Origin of the sequence: Curtobacterium phoenicis (genome assembly GCF_047238015.1) — a bacterium.
In the GTDB taxonomy this organism is placed as follows: domain Bacteria; phylum Actinomycetota; class Actinomycetes; order Actinomycetales; family Microbacteriaceae; genus Curtobacterium.
The window spans coordinates 3,006,115-3,020,983 of sequence record NZ_JBDFLZ010000002.1 but is presented as its reverse complement, the minus strand read 5'-3'; the positions used below and the strand labels follow the sequence as shown (position 1 = coordinate 3,020,983).

Here is a 14,869-nt window from a genome sequence, read left to right as displayed (position 1 = left end):
GAGCGACGGCGCGCTTTGCCCTGTGGGTGTCGCTTCCACGATCGCCAAGGGCAGCGCGGCAAGGGGCCGGGAGGCACGGCGGAGGCCCGCCTCGCCCGTCACTCCCGTCAGGCGGTCGCCACCGACGAGCGTCGCCCGGCCCACCCCGCGCGGGTCCGGACCAGGAGCGTGACGAGCACCACGACGACCACGGCGACCACGGCCGTGACGGCGGTCGGCACCGAGACCAGCGGCCCGTCGAGCCGTCCGACCGCCACCCACGTGAGGCCCCAGCACAGCGAGAGCATGGGCGCGATCCGACCACGGCCCCACACCGCGAGCAAGACCCCGACGAGCCCCGCCACCGCGGCGACGAGCACACCCCAGACGTCCTGCCCGAGGCCGAAGCCCCGGAAGCCCGCCGCCGTCAGCACCGCCGCCGTGTTCGCCGCGGTCGCGACGCAGACCCAGCCGAGGTAGAGCCCGAACGTCCCGTCGGTGAGGACCGCCTCGACGACGCCCGACGGCCGGGTGCGCCGGAGGATCGCGAACGTCCACACGAGCACCACGAGCAGCGCGACGATGATCGGCTCGCTCGCCCAGAGGAACCCGAACTGCACGGACAGGATCCACGCGGCGTTGAGCAGGAGCGAGAGCGTCGCCGGCAGGGCCAGTCGCGCGTGCCGCTCGTCGTCGGCGGTGCGGAACAGCTGCCGCACCGCGTACACGATCAGGCCGAGGTAGATCACCGACCAGATGCCGAACGCGGGACCGTCCGGTGCGATGGACGTCGACGAGGCGGAGAGCGCGCCGCCCGCGGCGTCCTGGATCGGGGTACCGCCGGCCGCTCCCGATCCGATGAACGACTCCACCACCGCGATCACCGCGCTCGCGACGACGATGATCCTCCAGGTCCGTGTCCCGGTCATGTCCGTTCCTTTCGTCAGCATGCTGATGACCTGGACGGTACGCGCCCACCCTGCGCGTCCTGCGTACGGTGGGGGACGTGAGCGTGGAGCTGAACACCGTGTACGTCGACAAGATCGCACCGATCGCGTGCCCGTCGCTCCCGGACACCTTCCGGATGCTCGAGGAGCAGGGTGCGAGTGCCTGCATCGTGCTGCACCAGCCCGACGCCGAGGAGCTCGGGGACGTCGCCGTCGCACTCGGCCTGCACGAACTCGCGGTCGAGGACTCCGCCGAAGGACACCAGCGGCCGAAGCTCGAGCGGTACGGCACGACGCTCTTCGTCGTGCTGAAGCCCGCGGTCTACCACGACGCGAGGGAGGAGGTCGAGTTCGGTGAGGTGCACGCCTTCGTCGGCGAGGACTTCTTCCTGGCCGTGGTCCCCGCGGATCCCCGCGGTCCGCAGGCCGTCCCGCGTGCCCTGCAGCGCATGAGTGGCAAGCCCGGGCTCGTCACGGCGGGTCCGCAGGCGCAGCTCTGGGCGCTGATGGACTCGATCGTCGACGGCTACCTTCCGGTCATCGACGGCCTCGAGGAGGACATCAACCAGATCGAGGACCAGCTCTTCGCCGGTGTCCCCGGGGTGTCGAAGCGCATCTACGAGCTCTTCGGGGAGGTCGTCGCGTTCCAGCGGGCCGCCCGCCCCCTCGTGTACATGATCGAGAACCTGCACCGGGGCGCCGAGAAGTACCACCTGCCCGTCGAGATGCAGCGCCGTTTCCGGGACGTCCTCGACCACGCGATCCGCACGGTCGAGCGGCTCGACACCTTCCGGCAGCTCCTGCAGAACGCCCTCACGGTCGACTCGACGCTCGCCGCGCAGAAGCAGAACGACGACACGAAGCGCATCTCCGGCTGGGCGGCGATCCTCTTCGCGCCGACGCTCATCGCGGCGATCTACGGGATGAACTTCACGCACATGCCCGAGCTGTCGTGGACGTGGGGGTACCCGCTGTCGATCCTCGCGATGATCCTGTTCGCCGCGATCCTCTTCGTCGTGTTCAAGGTCAAGCGCTGGTTCTGACGGCCCACGACCGGTGACGGGACGGACGGGAGGCCCGTGGCGGCGCCGCCACGGGCCTCCCGTCCGTCGTCCGGTCGTGTGTGCGACCGCACGCCGCGCTTGCGTGTCGCATGCGATCCCCGCCAAGGTCGTCAGCATGACCGACGTCGTCCACCTCACCGCCGAGGGCGTCTCCCTCGTCCTCGACTGTTCTCCGGGAGCGCTCCCAGCCGTCGTCCACTGGGGCGCCGCCCTCGGCGACGTGTCCCCGGACGACCTCGCCGCGCTGGCGGCCGCCGACGTCGCCGTCGTCGCGCCGAACGAGGCCGACGTCCCGGTCCGCCTCGCCGTCCTGCCGGAGCCGCACCGCGGTTGGAACGGCCGTCCCGGCGTCTCCGGGCACCGCGACGGGCGCGACTGGTCGCCGGCGTTCGCGGTGTCCGCACTGGACGTCAGCGACTCCGCCGTCGTCGCACGCGGCACCGACGAGACCGCCGGGCTCGCGGTCGTCCTCGAGGTCGAGCTGACCTCCTCGGGGCTCGTCCGCACCCGCGCCGAGGTGACGAACACCGGCGAGGGCACCTACACGCTCGACGACGTGCACCTCGCCCTGCCGGTCCCGGACCGTGCCCGCGAGGTGCTCGACCTCGCCGGCCGGTGGGGCGGCGAGCGGACCCCGCAGCGGAGCACGTTGCACGTCGGGACGCACGAGCGCGACAACCGTCGCGGACGCACCGGACCGGACGCCGCGACCGTGCTCTCGGTCGGGGAGCCGGGGTTCGGGTTCGGCCACGGCGAGGTCTGGGGCGTGCACACCGGCTGGAGCGGCAACCACCGGCACCTCGCCGAGCGGCTGTCGACCGGCCGGCAGGTCGTCGGCGGCGGGGAACTGCTGCTGCCCGGCGAGGTCCGGCTCCGGACGGGGGAGTCGTACCGGACGCCGTGGGTGTGGTTCGCGTACGGCGACGGCCTCGACGACCAGGCGCGACGCTTCCACCGCTGGCTCCGCCGACGCCCGCAGCACCCGTCGACCCCGCGGCCGATGACGATCAACGTCTGGGAGGCCGTCTACTTCGACCACGACCTCGACCGGCTCACGGACCTCGCCGAGCGCGCCGCGGCACTCGGTGTCGAGCGGTACGTCCTCGACGACGGCTGGTTCCGACACCGCCGTGACGACCACGCCGGGCTCGGCGACTGGTACGTGGACGAGGACGTCTGGCCGGACGGACTCGGTCCGATCGTCGACCGCGTCCGCGGCCTCGGCATGCAGTTCGGGCTCTGGTTCGAACCGGAGATGGTGAACGAGGACAGCGACCTCGCACGGGCGCACCCCGAGTGGATCATGCAGGCCGACGGCCGGCTGCCCGTGCGCTCCCGTGACCAGCAGGTGCTCGACCTCGCGATCCCCGAGGCGTTCGCGTACGTCCTCGAGCGGATGACCGCGATCATCGGCGAGTACGGCGTCGACTACGTCAAGTGGGACCACAACCGGGACCTGGTCGAGGCGGGCTTCCCCGGCGGAGGAGCGGCCGTGCACGAGCAGACCCTCGCCACCTACCGGTTGATGGCCACGCTCAAGGAGCGTTTCCCGGCGCTCGAGATCGAGTCGTGCTCGTCCGGCGGCGCCCGCGTCGACCTCGGGGTGATCGAGCACACCGACCGCGTGTGGGTGTCCGACTGCATCGACCCGTCGGAGCGGCAGCGGATGCACCGGTGGACGCAGCAGCTCCTCCCGCCGGAGCTCCTCGGCGCGCACATCGCGAGCGGGACGAACCACACGACCGGCCGGTACCACGACCTCGCCTTCCGGGCCGGGACCGCGCTCGTCGGGCACCTCGGCATCGAGTGGGACCTCGCCCGCGCGACCGACGACGAGCTCCGTGACCTCGCCGCGTGGACCGCGCTGTACAAGGAGCTCCGGCCGCTTCTGCACGGCGGCGACCTGGTCCGCATCGACGAGGTCGAGCCGACCCGGCTCGTGTACGGGACCGTCGCACCCGACCGGCGGAGCGCGGCGTTCTTCCTGGCGAGCACAGGATGGGCGGACGTGTCGAACACCGGTCGGCTCCGGTTCCGCGACCTCGACCCGGACACGCGCTACCGGGTCGATCCGGTCGTCGTCGGCGAGCTGCACGGGCTGACGGCACCGGCGTGGTGGTCGGGCGATCGCGAGTTCTCCGGTCGGGTGCTCACGACGGTCGGGGTCCAGCCGCCGCACCTGCCGGCCGACGCCGTCGTGCCGTTCCGCGTCACGGCGGTCTGACGCGTCGGCGGCGCGCGGCGGGCGGGGCGTGCCGGCACCCGGCGTCGAGGTGGTCGGACGTGGCCGATCGTCCAGCGTCACGTCGGTCCGCGGCGCGGCCGGTGCTCGGTAGGCTCCTTGTCATGCCGCGCACCGGTCACGACACCCCTGTCGGCCGAACGACCCCTGCCGGTCGCGCCGCACCGACGGGCGGGGCGGCGCACCGCGGTCACGCCACCCCGGTCTGGGCGTTCCGCATCGCCGTCGTCACCGCGCTCGTCGGCGTCGCGGGCGGGATCGCAGGCATCACGGTGTGGCTCGCGCTCCAGCTGATCCAGTTCGTCGCGTTCGGGTTCCCGTACGGCGGTCACCTCGAGGCGGCGGACGCCGACTCCGGGTGGCGCCGCTTCCTCGCGGTCACCGCTGCCGGCGTGCTGACCGCGGTGGCGTGGTGGGGGCTCCGACGCTGGGCGAAGCCCACGGTGGCGGTGACGGCCGCGGTCGCCGGCAAGCGGATGCCCGCGCTCTCGACCGTGGCGAACGCGGGCGTGCAGATCCTCGCGGTCGGCCTCGGCGGGTCGATCGGGAAGGAGGTCGCGCCGCGGGAGCTCGGTGCCTGGCTCACCCAGCTCGTGACCGTCCGGGCGGGTCTCACGGCCCGCGAGACGCGGATCCTCGTCGCGTGCGGTGCCGCGGCCGGTCTCGCCGCCGTGTACGACGTGCCGCTCGGCGGAGCTCTCTTCGCGGTCGAGGTGCTCCTCGGCGAGCTCACCTTCGCGACCGCGTTGCCGGCGTTCGCCACGAGTGCGATCGCCGCCTTCACCGCGCGGCTCGTGATCCCCGACGAGGTGCTCTACCACGTGCCCGCGATGCCGATGTCGGAGTCGCTCCTCGTCTGGTCGGTGATCGTCGGGCCGGTGCTGGGCTTCGCCGGGGTCGGCTTCGTCAAGCTGACGAACCGGCTGCAGGGCACCGCTCCGAAGGGGTGGCTCCTGCTCGTCGTGCTCCCCGTGGCGTTCGCGCTCGTCGGGCTGATCGCGGTGCCGTTCCCGGAGGTCCTCGGCAACGGCCGGGCACTGGGCGTCGTGGCGATGAACGCCTCGCTCGACGACGCGTCGGTGGTCGGACTCGTGCCGGTCCTGCTCCTGCTCGTCCTCGGCATCGCGAAGACCGCCACCACGGCGGTCACGATCGGGGCCGGCGCGGTCGGGGGCACCCTCACGCCGTCGATCGCCATCGGGTCGTCGATCGGTGGTGGCCTGGGCGGACTGTGGCTGCTGCTCTGGCCGGTCGACTCGACGTCGCTCGCGGCGTTCGCGTTCGTCGGGGCGGCGGCGTTCCTCGCGACGACGATGCGGGCGCCCTTCACGGCACTCGTGCTCGTCGTGGAGTTCACCCAGCAGGGCACCGACATCCTCGTGCCGTCCCTGCTCGCGGTCGCCGGTTCCGTCGCGGTCTCCTACGTGCTCGCCCGGCGTCGCAGCGCGCAGATGGCCTGACGCAGCCCGTCACCGCCGTCGTGCCGGTGCTCCCGCCTCCACCCGTGGCCCGGACACCGCCGTCCCGACCGCCTACCATCGGCCGCACGCGGGGCGCACGGCTCCGCCCGAGTGGAGGAGCCGGTCATGGCGGGGTTCGACGACATCACCAAGAAGGCGCAGCAGTTCCTGCAGGACGGCAAGGTGCAGGACGCCCTGAAGAGCGAGAAGGCCGAGGGCGTCAGCGACAAGATCCTCGACGGTGTCGCCGACGCGGTGAAGAAGGCCACCGGCGGGAAGTTCGACGACAAGATCGACAGCGCGCGCGACACGGCCGACAAGCACGTCGGCAACGAGTAGCAGCGGGTCCACGGCGGTCCGACTGGACGTCGATGGGAACAACGACCACGATTGACGGGTTGTCCGAACCGGCGACACCAGGAGGACCGACCGTGACCATCGTGGGACCGAGCACACCGCTCACCGAGGACAAGGTGCTCCGCATCCGGGCGGACTTCCCGATCCTGCAGCAGGAGGTGAACGGCCAGCCGCTCGCCTACCTCGACTCCGGGGCGACCGCGCAGCGCCCGGTGCAGGTCCTCGACGCCGAGCGCGTCTTCCTCGAGCGGGACAACGCTGCGGTCCACCGGGGTGCGCACACGCTCGCGGCGCTGAGCACCGACGCCTACGGGGACGCCCGCGCCACGGTCGCGCGCTTCGTGGGTGCCGCTGCGCCGCGCGAGGTCGTCTGGACGGCGAACGCCACCGACGCCCTCAACCTGGTGGCGTACGGCTTCGCGAACGCCAGCCACGGCCGTGGCGGGGCCGCTGCCGAACGCTTCCGACTCGTCCCCGGTGACGAGGTCCTGGTCACCGAGGCCGAGCACCACGCGAACCTCGTCCCCTGGCAGGAACTCGCCGCGACCACCGGCGCGACGCTGCGCTGGATCCCCGTCGCCGACGACGGCACCTGGTCCGCCGCGGACGCCGCGGAGCGCATCGGCGACCGCACGAAGGTCGTCGCCTTCGCCCACGTGTCGAACGTCACCGGGATGGTGGCCCCGGTCGCCGAGGTCGTTGCGCTCGCCCACGCGAAGGGTGCGCTCGTCGTCCTCGACGCCTGCCAGTCGGCACCGCACCGGGCACTCGACCTCGGGCGGCTCGGCGTCGACTTCGCCGCGTTCTCCGGGCACAAGATGCTCGGGCCGAACGGCATCGGCGTGCTCTGGGGCCGCGCAGAGCTCCTCGACGCGCTGCCGCCGTTCCGCACCGGCGGCTCGATGATCACCACCGTGACCATGGAGTCCAGCGAGTACATGCCCGCCCCCGAGCGGTTCGAGGCGGGCACGCAGCCGGTCTCGCAGGCGGTCGCGCTGGCCGAGGCCGTGCGGTACCTCGAACGGATCGGCCCGGACCAGGTCCGCGCGCACGAGGAGCACCTCGCGCAGCGCATGCTCGACGGCCTCGCAGCCGTCCCGGGGATCCGCGTCGTCGGGCCGCCGCCCGGGGTGCCCCGCTCGGGACTCGTGTCGTTCGACGTCGACGGCGTGCACGCGCACGACGTCGCCCAGTACCTCGACGCGCAGGGCATCGCCGTCCGGAGCGGGCACCACTGTGCCCAGCCGCTGCACCGCCGCCTCGGGCTCGTCGCGACGACCCGGGCGAGCACGTACGTGTACACGACCGAGTCGGACGTCGACCGCTTCGTGCGGGCGGTCAGCGAGATCCGCGGGTACTTCGGAGCCGACGGGACGGACGCCCGGTGAACGCGCTCGATTCGCTGTACCAGCAGGTCATCCTCGACCACGCCAAGGCGCGCCACGGGGACGGCCCGCTCGAGCACGCGGACGCGGAGCACTTCGAGCGCAACCCGACCTGCGGGGACGAGATCACCGTGCGCGTCCGGCTCGACCCGGGTACCGACCGCATCGCCGAGCTCGCGTGGCAGGGCGACGGCTGCTCGATCTCGATGGCGTCCGCGTCGGTCCTGACCGACATGGCCCCCGGGCGGACCGTTCCCGACTTCCTCGCACTCACGGAGACCTTCCGCGAGATGATGCGTTCCCGTGGCGCCGGGGAACCCGACGAGGACGTCCTCGAGGACCTCGTGGCGTTCCACGGTGTCTCGAAGTTCGTGATGCGGGTCAAGTGCGGCATGCTCGCGTGGGTCGCCGCCGAGGCAGCGGCCCGCGAAGCGTCCGACGCGACCTGACGCGTCGTCGCGCTCAGCGCCCCCGCCGCGAGGCGGACCAGGTCTCGCGCGGAAGCTCCCCGAACTCCGCCCGGTAGCTGCTCGCGAAGCGGCCGAGGTGGCCGAACCCGACTGCGCGTGCCACGTCCCCGACGCTGTCCGCCTCGCCTGACTCGAGCTGCTCGCGGGCCAGCAGCAGGCGGATGCGGCGGAGGTACGTCGTCGGCGTGATGCCGTGGTGCCGCCGGAACGCCTCCTGCAGGCCGCGGATGCTCAGTCCGGCGGCGTCGGCGACGTCCTCGACCGAGATCTGCTCGGAGGCGTGGTCGAGCAGGAACCCCTCGGCACGGGCGAAGCGGGCGGCGGCGGCGGTCGGCGGCGGCCCCTGCTCACCGATCGGCCAGTGCGGGATCGCGGTGAGGAGCCCGCCGGCGGCGAAGCGCGTCAGTTCCCGCTCACGGGCCTCCGGGACGACGGACGGGCCGCGGAGCACCTCGGCGGCCACCGTACGGACCATGAGCCACCACGCGGCGAGCGCCGGTCCCTCCGGGATGTGGTGGGGCTGGAAGCGCAGGGGCCCTGGTCGCCAGGCGCCCCGCTCGGCGGCGACCTCCTCGACGGTCCGGCGGTCGATGCGGATGAGGTCGAGTTCGTACCCGGTCCACCGGACGTGCTGCGGGTCGTGGCGGAACAGCGACGGCCGGCCGGTCGGCACGTCGTGGTCGTCGTCGACGGCGCCGCTGCCGGACTTCAGCCAGAACAGGACCATCGCGGAGTCGGCCACCACCTCGCCGTGCACGTCGCCCGAGGACGCGGAGGACCACAGGGAGAGCAGGTCGGTCCCGCGCCGACGCACGTCGAACGAGAACTCGCCGGCGCCGGGATCGACGTCGACGCGACGCAGGTCGGGGAGCGTCCGGAGCTGCTCCGACGCCTGGGCCGGGTCCCGGGTCGTCGCGGACCACCGGGTGCGCTGCATGGTCTGGGGCACCCCTGCATCCTGCCGTGGCGAGCGCGCTCGCGCTCAGCAACCGTTCGGCGGGCGGACAGCGCACCGGTGCTCGCAGGTCGGCGCGCGGATCCGCTGGACGCACCGGACGCGACCGGTGGGGCGGGCAGCACCCGCGCCTCCCGGCCGGTCGTTCCACGGGCAGTACCCGTCCCTCCCCGCCGGGCGTGTCACACGACGCAACGTCCGTGGCGGACGCGCCCGCCGTTCCGTAGCGTCGCCACCGTGACGACCGACAGCGCAGCCCGGCAGATCCGCTTCAACGCGTTCGACATGAACTGCGTCGCGCACCAGTCCTCCGGGCTGTGGCGCCACCCCCGTGACCGCTCGCGGCACTACAACGACCTGTCGTACTGGACGGACCTGGCGAAGATCCTCGAGGGTGGCGCGTTCGACGGCATCTTCATCGCGGACGTCCTCGGGACCTACGACGTCTACGGCGGCTCGAACGAGTCGGCGCTCCGCACCGGGTCGCAGGTCCCGGTGAACGACCCGGTCCTGCTCGTCTCCGCGATGGCCGCCGTCACCGAGCACCTCGGGTTCGGCATCACCGCCGGCACCGCCTACGAGCACCCGTACCCGTTCGCCCGACGCATGTCGACGCTCGACCACCTCACGAAGGGCCGCATCGGCTGGAACGTCGTGACCGGGTACCTGCCGAGCGCCGCACGGAACATGGGCCAGACGGACCAGCTGTCCCACGACGACCGCTACGACGTCGCCGACGAGTACCTCGAGGTCCTCTACAAGCTGTGGGAGGGCTCGTGGGAGGACGACGCGGTCGTCGAGGACCGCGAGACCGGCGTCTTCACCGACCCGGCCAAGGTGCACCCGATCGAGCACCACGGGAAGCACTTCGACGTCCCGGGCATCCACCTCTCCGAGCCGTCCGTGCAGCGCACGCCCGTCATCTACCAGGCAGGGGCGTCGCCGCGGGGCGTCCGCTTCGCGGCCGAGAACGCCGAGGCCGTGTTCGTCGGGGCACCGACGCTGCCGCAGTTGGCCGCGACGGTCACGAAGATCCGGGACGCCCTGGAGGCAGCTGGTCGCGACCGGTACGCTGCGCGCGTCTACTCGCTGCTCACCGTCATCACCGACGCCACCGACGAGGCGGCGCAGGCGAAGTACGAGGACTACCTGTCGTACGCGTCGGAGGAGGGCGCGCTCGTGCTCAACTCCGGCTGGATGGGCGTCGACCTCGCGCAGTGGGAACTCGACGAGCCGCTCGGCGACGTCGAGTCGAACGCGATCCAGTCGGCGGCGGCGAACATCTCGGCGGCCGAGGGCACGGACGGGTCGAAGTGGACCATCCGCGACCTGGCACGGCACACGGCGATCGGCGGACTGGGACCGGTCGCGGTCGGCTCCGGTGCCACCATCGCGGACACCCTGCAGCGGATCCAGGAGCAGACCGACGTCGACGGGTTCAACCTCGCCTACGCCGTGACGCCGGGCACCTGGGAGGACGTCATCGAGTTCGTCGTGCCCGAGCTCCGAGCGCGTGGCGTCTACCCGTCCGGGTACCAGGACGGGTCGCTGCGGCACAAGCTGCACGGCCGCGGGGACCGGCTGCCCGAGGAGCACCGCGGCGCCGGCTACCGGATCGGCGAGCGGTCGGTCGTAGGCTGACCGGGTGACCGTCCCGTCCTTCGTCCTCCGTGTGGCCTCGGAGGACGAGGACGCTGCCTGCACGGACCTCTGGGTGTCCGCCGTCGCCGTCCGGGACGGCCTGCCCGAGTCCGACGCGGTGCGCCGACGCGCGACCGCGAAGTTCGGTGCGGACCGCGTCGCGCTCGTCGTCGCCGAGGACGTCGACGGCATCGCGGGCTTCGTGCTGGTGACGGCCCCGGGCACCGGTGGTGCCGGCGACCCGGCCGACGCGGCGTACCTGTCGCTGTTGGCCGTGGCACCCCGGGCACAGGGGCGGGGTGTCGGCCGGGAGCTGCTCGCGGCCGCCGTCACCGCGGCAGGCCGATCGGGGCACCCGCGCGTGGTCCTCCACGCACTCGAGGACAACGCCCCCGCCGTCCGGCTCTACCGCGGTGCCGGGTTCCGGCCGTCGGGCGAGCCCTTCGCGCACCCGCTCAGCGGTCGATCGACGCGCGCCTGGGTCGCCGGGTCGTGACGGCGGTCCCGAACTGGACCGCTGCTCGCCACGCACCGACGACGGCGGCCGTCCAGTGCGGCGTCGGCTCGGGGCGCAGGGCGTCGACGCCGCCGCGGCGGAACGGGGACTCGCCCGCCCACGTCGTGACCGCCGTCCGGAGTGCCGCGACGGGCTCGCGCTGCGCGTCCTCGGGAACGGGCCACGGCTCCCACTTCGCGCGGGGTGCGGTGAGGAGGTACGGCTGCGGGGTCGGGTAGCTCACGAGTTCGAGCGTCGAGCCCCACGGGGTCCGGGTGTACACGAAACGGTTGCCCTCGCCGGCCTCGACGCCGCGGAGCGCTCGCGGGTCGGAGTTCCGCACACCGCCCGCACGTTCGACCTTCTCGAGCGCCGCGTCGATGTCGTCCACGTACACCGCGACGTGCTGCCACCCGAGGTCCGACGGGGTCGCGGGGGCGTGCTGGTCCGGCCCGAGGTACTCGAACAGCTCGAGTCCGGGCCCCTCCGGCAGCGCGAGCATCCGGATGGCCCCCTGCGCCATGGTCGAGGGGATCCCGAGGTAGCCGTGCACCTCCGGGGTGCTCCGCGGTTCCTCGGTCCGGCACCGGACGTCGTAGAGGAAGACGGCGTCGAGCGCCGCCGCGAAGAACGCCGTGGCTGCGTCGATGTCCGGCACCGTGACGCCCACGTGGTCGATCCTGAATCCCCTGCCCATTGCTCGAGTCTGACAGCGCGGGGTTTCCACGCCCCGCCGCGTCCGGCTCCGGTGCGGAGAAGGATGCGGTTTGCCGCACACGTTGCAGGCCTGCTCAGGTAAGGGTGTCCTCACCGCAAAACCCCAGGTCAGGGCAGCCTCACCTTGCTGGCGCGACGCGCTGGACGGTGGCATCCTCGTCGCATGTCGACCGCTACCGACCTCGTGCTCCCCGCCACCGATCACGACGCCACCAGTGCCGCGAAGCTCAACTGGCTGCGCGCCGGACTGCTCGGCGCGAACGACGGCATCGTGTCCGTCGCCGCGGTGCTCGTCGGGGTCGCCGGGGCGGGTGCCGGCACCGGTCCGGTCATCGCCGCCGGGACCGCGGCGCTCGTCGGCGGAGCCGTGTCGATGGCCCTCGGCGAGTACGTCTCCGTGAGCGGTGCCCGCGACGCCCAGCGCACCGGTCAGGCTGCACAGCAGGCGCAGCTCGAGGCCGAGTCCGAGGACGCCGACACGATCGCCGCGCACTACCGGGAGCTCGGTGTCGCACCCGAGGTCGCGTCCTCCGTCGCCGCCGAGCTGGTCCGACCCGAGGTCCGGCAGCGACGGGCCGCCGCCGCGCTCCGCGACGCCGAGGACGAGGTCGTCAGCCCGTGGCGTGCGGCCTGGGTGTCCGCGGCGACCTTCACCACGGGGGCGGCGCTGCCCTTCCTCGCGATGCTCCTCGCGCCCGAGGCCGTCCGGGTGGCGGTCACGGTCGTGGCCGTCCTCGTCGCGCTCGCCGTCACCGGGGCGACCGGGGCCACACTCGGCGGGGCTCCGCGGGGTCGAGCGACGATCCGCGTCGTCGTGGGTGGAGCACTGGCACTCGCCGCGACCTACGCGGCAGGAGCGCTGCTGGGGGCGCACGCGGTCTGACGGGCGCCTCGACCCGGCCCGGGGGCCAGCGCCTTCGCCAGGCACCGGAGGCGGCCGCCTCGGTCAGGACCCGGAGGCGGCCGCCTCGGCCGCGAGCGCGGTGTTGCGCGTCGACAGGAGCCGTCGCAGGTAGCCGTCCAGGACGAGGACCTCGGCGAGCCGCCCGAGCGGCCCGAGGGGTGCCGTGACGACGACGTCGTCGACCATCCGCGTGCCGGTGCCCGCGCGCTCGAAGCGGTGCTCGTGCCGGAACCGCGCGAACGGCCCGCGCACCTGTTCGTCGACGAACCGGTGGGGTGCCTCCAGGGCGGTGATGCGGCTCGTGAGCCGCCAGACGGACCCGAGGTGGCGGGCGCGGAACGTGACGGTCTCGCCGAGGCCGATCGCACCGCTCGTCACGCCGCCGACGGCGCGCTCGCCCGTCCCGGCGAGGGAGCGTTCGTGCGCACCGATGTCGAGCGACAGCGCGAACGCACGCTCGGGCGGGCAGTCGAGGTGCGTGTCGAGCCGGAACCGGACCGTCACGTGGCGGGCCGGTCGTCCGGGGCGGCGTGCCAACCCTGCGGGGCGGACCGGTCGTCATCGCGGAGGACCGCGGCGAGCGCCTCGTCGTGCCGCCGGCCGCGGTGGACGCTCCCCGAGCGGCGCAGGCCCTCGAACGACATGCCGACGCGTCGGGCGACCGCGGCGGATGCGCGGTTCGTCGCGATCGCACGCCACTGCACCCGGACGAGTGCGAGACCGTGCGGCGGTTCGGCGAAGGCCCAGTCGACGACGCGGGCGACCGCCTCGGTCGTGAAGCCGTGCCCGCGACCGTCGGGGTGCACGGCGTAACCGACCTCGGCGGAGCCGTCCGCGATGCCGAACAGCTCGACGGTGCCGAGCAGACGCGGGTCTTCCGGGCGACGGATCGCCCAGGCGAGGCGGGTGCCGGACTCCCACCCGGCGCGGCACCGCTCGAGCCATTCCACGAACTCGGCGTGGCCGTACGGGACGGGCACCGGGGTGTACGCGATGACGTCGGGGTCCGTGGCGTACGCGATGACGGCGTCGGCGTCGGAGCGCTCCGGCGGCGAGAGCACCAGGCGGTCCGTCCTGAGCGTCACGGGATCCATGCGGCGAGCCTAGCGAGGGGCCGGCTGCGGTACCGTCGCCGGATGACTGCGTTCCCGGTGATCGACGGCCACAACGACCTGCCCTGGGAGCGGCGCGACGGCCACGGTTCCGGGGTCGACGGGATCGACACCGAGCAGGGGTCGCTGCACACCGACGTACCGAAGCTCCGCGCGGGCGGGGTCGTCGGACAGTTCTGGTCGGTGTTCGTGCCGTGCTCCGAGCCCGACCCCGTCCGGACGACGCTGCAGCAGATCGACCTCGCACTCCGGATCGTCGAGCGCTACCCGGAGGCGTTCGCGCTCGCCCGGACCGCGGCCGAGGTGCGGTCGGCGGTGGACGCCGGCCGGATCGCGTCGCTGCTCGGTGCCGAGGGCGGCCACTCGATCGGCGACGACCTCGCCGTCCTGCGGTCGTTCGCGCGCCTCGGGGTCCGGTACATGACGCTGACGCACAACGACGACACCCCCTGGGCGGACTCGGCGACCGGCTCGCACCCGCACGGCGGACTCACCGACCGCGGGCGCGAGGTCGTGGCGGAGATGGAGCGGCTCGGCATGCTCGTCGACCTCTCGCACACCGCGGCGGCGACGATGCACGACGCGCTCGACGTCGCGACCTGCCCGGTCATCTTCAGCCACTCGTCCACCCGGGCGGTGTGCGACCACCCGCGGAACGTGCCGGACGACGTCCTGGAGCGGCTGCCGGCGAACGGCGGCGTCGTGATGATCACGTTCGTGCCGGCCTTCGTGTCGCGGGCGTACGCCGACTGGGAGGCCGACGGGTCGGTGGGGGAGGCGCCCCTCGTCACCGTGGCGGAGGTCGCGGACCACGTGGAGCACGCCCGGGACGTCGCCGGCGTCGCGCACGTGGGGATCGGAGGCGACTACGACGGGACGCCGGTGCTGCCGCCGGACCTGCGGGACGTGTCGCGGTACCCGGTCCTGGCGGAGGAACTCGTCCGCCGCGGGTGGGGCGAGCAGGACCTCCGGGCGCTGGCCGGAGGGAACGTGCTCCGTGCGCTCGAAGCGACGGACGAGGCGTTCGGACGGACCGTGGGCGTGCGCTGACGAGCAGCGGCGTCGGCCCGTCGGATGCCTTAGCCCGCGGCGGCGACACGTCTCCGCGGCGGCGACACGTCTCCGCGGCGGCGACACGTC

The 14,869-nt window shown here is 73.3% G+C and carries 15 protein-coding genes; 10 read left to right on the top strand and 5 right to left on the bottom strand.

The features are described 5' to 3' along the window. Nucleotides 1-107: 107 nt before the first annotated feature. Nucleotides 108-908 carry a TspO/MBR family protein gene (locus ABC270_RS14415; RefSeq protein WP_412881417.1) on the bottom strand — a complete coding sequence of 267 codons (801 nt, stop codon included), beginning with the start codon at nt 906-908 and terminating at the stop codon, nt 108-110. A gap of 77 nt (nt 909-985) precedes the next feature. Here ABC270_RS14415 and ABC270_RS14410 point away from each other — a divergent pair, with 77 nt between their 5' ends. From ABC270_RS14410 to sufU, 6 genes are all read left to right on the top strand, one after another. Then, the gene (locus ABC270_RS14410; RefSeq protein ID WP_412881416.1) at nt 986-1,969 is read left to right on the top strand and encodes a magnesium and cobalt transport protein CorA; all 984 of its coding nucleotides are present in this window, start codon (nt 986-988) and stop codon (nt 1,967-1,969) included. 136 nt (nt 1,970-2,105) lie between these two features. Beyond that, entirely contained in the window at nt 2,106-4,214 is a 2,109-nt protein-coding gene (locus tag ABC270_RS14405) for an alpha-galactosidase (RefSeq protein ID WP_412881415.1), read from the top strand. A 122-nt stretch (nt 4,215-4,336) separates the two neighbouring features. Continuing rightward, nucleotides 4,337-5,692, top strand: a complete 1,356-nt coding sequence (locus tag ABC270_RS14400) for a chloride channel protein (protein ID WP_412881414.1) — start codon at nt 4,337-4,339, stop codon at nt 5,690-5,692. 126 nt (nt 5,693-5,818) lie between these two features. Continuing rightward, nucleotides 5,819-6,031 (top strand): Rv0909 family putative TA system antitoxin, encoded by a 213-nt coding sequence (locus tag ABC270_RS14395; protein WP_412881413.1) that lies wholly within the window; start codon nt 5,819-5,821, stop codon nt 6,029-6,031. Between the two features lie 101 nt (nt 6,032-6,132). After that, nucleotides 6,133-7,437 carry an aminotransferase class V-fold PLP-dependent enzyme gene (locus tag ABC270_RS14390; RefSeq protein WP_412882103.1) on the top strand — a complete coding sequence of 435 codons (1,305 nt, stop codon included), beginning with the start codon at nt 6,133-6,135 and terminating at the stop codon, nt 7,435-7,437. Beyond that, the gene (gene sufU, locus ABC270_RS14385; RefSeq protein ID WP_412881412.1) at nt 7,434-7,883 is read left to right on the top strand and encodes a Fe-S cluster assembly sulfur transfer protein SufU; all 450 of its coding nucleotides are present in this window, start codon (nt 7,434-7,436) and stop codon (nt 7,881-7,883) included. Before ABC270_RS14390 ends, sufU begins: the two co-directional genes overlap by 4 nt. A 13-nt stretch (nt 7,884-7,896) precedes the next feature. Here the strand turns inward: sufU and ABC270_RS14380 are convergent, their stop codons facing one another. Next, nucleotides 7,897-8,853: an AraC family transcriptional regulator gene (locus ABC270_RS14380; RefSeq protein ID WP_412881411.1), complete on the bottom strand. Its 957-nt coding sequence runs from the start codon at nt 8,851-8,853 to the stop codon at nt 7,897-7,899. Between the two features lie 243 nt (nt 8,854-9,096). Here ABC270_RS14380 and ABC270_RS14375 point away from each other — a divergent pair, with 243 nt between their 5' ends. Together ABC270_RS14375 and ABC270_RS14370 are read left to right on the top strand one after the other, a co-directional pair. Then, entirely contained in the window at nt 9,097-10,500 is a 1,404-nt protein-coding gene (locus ABC270_RS14375; RefSeq protein ID WP_412881410.1) for an LLM class flavin-dependent oxidoreductase, read from the top strand. Nucleotides 10,501-10,504: 4 nt separating this feature from the next. Next, nucleotides 10,505-10,996: a GNAT family N-acetyltransferase gene (locus ABC270_RS14370; RefSeq protein ID WP_412881409.1), complete on the top strand. Its 492-nt coding sequence runs from the start codon at nt 10,505-10,507 to the stop codon at nt 10,994-10,996. Here the strand turns inward: ABC270_RS14370 and ABC270_RS14365 are convergent. Next, complete coding sequence (locus ABC270_RS14365) at nt 10,956-11,693, bottom strand: VOC family protein (RefSeq protein ID WP_412881408.1); 738 nt, start codon at nt 11,691-11,693, stop codon at nt 10,956-10,958. The genes ABC270_RS14370 and ABC270_RS14365 overlap by 41 nt on opposite strands. Before the next feature lie 183 nt (nt 11,694-11,876). Between ABC270_RS14365 and ABC270_RS14360 the strand changes: the two genes are divergently transcribed. After that, nucleotides 11,877-12,596, top strand: coding sequence for a VIT1/CCC1 transporter family protein (locus ABC270_RS14360; RefSeq protein WP_412881407.1), 720 nt, complete (start codon nt 11,877-11,879; stop codon nt 12,594-12,596). A gap of 63 nt (nt 12,597-12,659) precedes the next feature. Here ABC270_RS14360 and ABC270_RS14355 read toward each other — a convergent pair whose 3' ends face one another. After that, entirely contained in the window at nt 12,660-13,121 is a 462-nt protein-coding gene (locus tag ABC270_RS14355; RefSeq protein ID WP_412881406.1) for an SRPBCC family protein, read from the bottom strand. Then, nucleotides 13,118-13,711 (bottom strand): GNAT family N-acetyltransferase, encoded by a 594-nt coding sequence (locus ABC270_RS14350; protein ID WP_412881405.1) that lies wholly within the window; start codon nt 13,709-13,711, stop codon nt 13,118-13,120. Before ABC270_RS14350 ends, ABC270_RS14355 begins: the two co-directional genes overlap by 4 nt. A gap of 42 nt (nt 13,712-13,753) precedes the next feature. Here ABC270_RS14350 and ABC270_RS14345 point away from each other — a divergent pair, with 42 nt between their 5' ends. Continuing rightward, nucleotides 13,754-14,779, top strand: coding sequence for a dipeptidase (locus ABC270_RS14345; RefSeq protein ID WP_412881404.1), 1,026 nt, complete (start codon nt 13,754-13,756; stop codon nt 14,777-14,779). Nucleotides 14,780-14,869 lie beyond the last annotated feature (90 nt).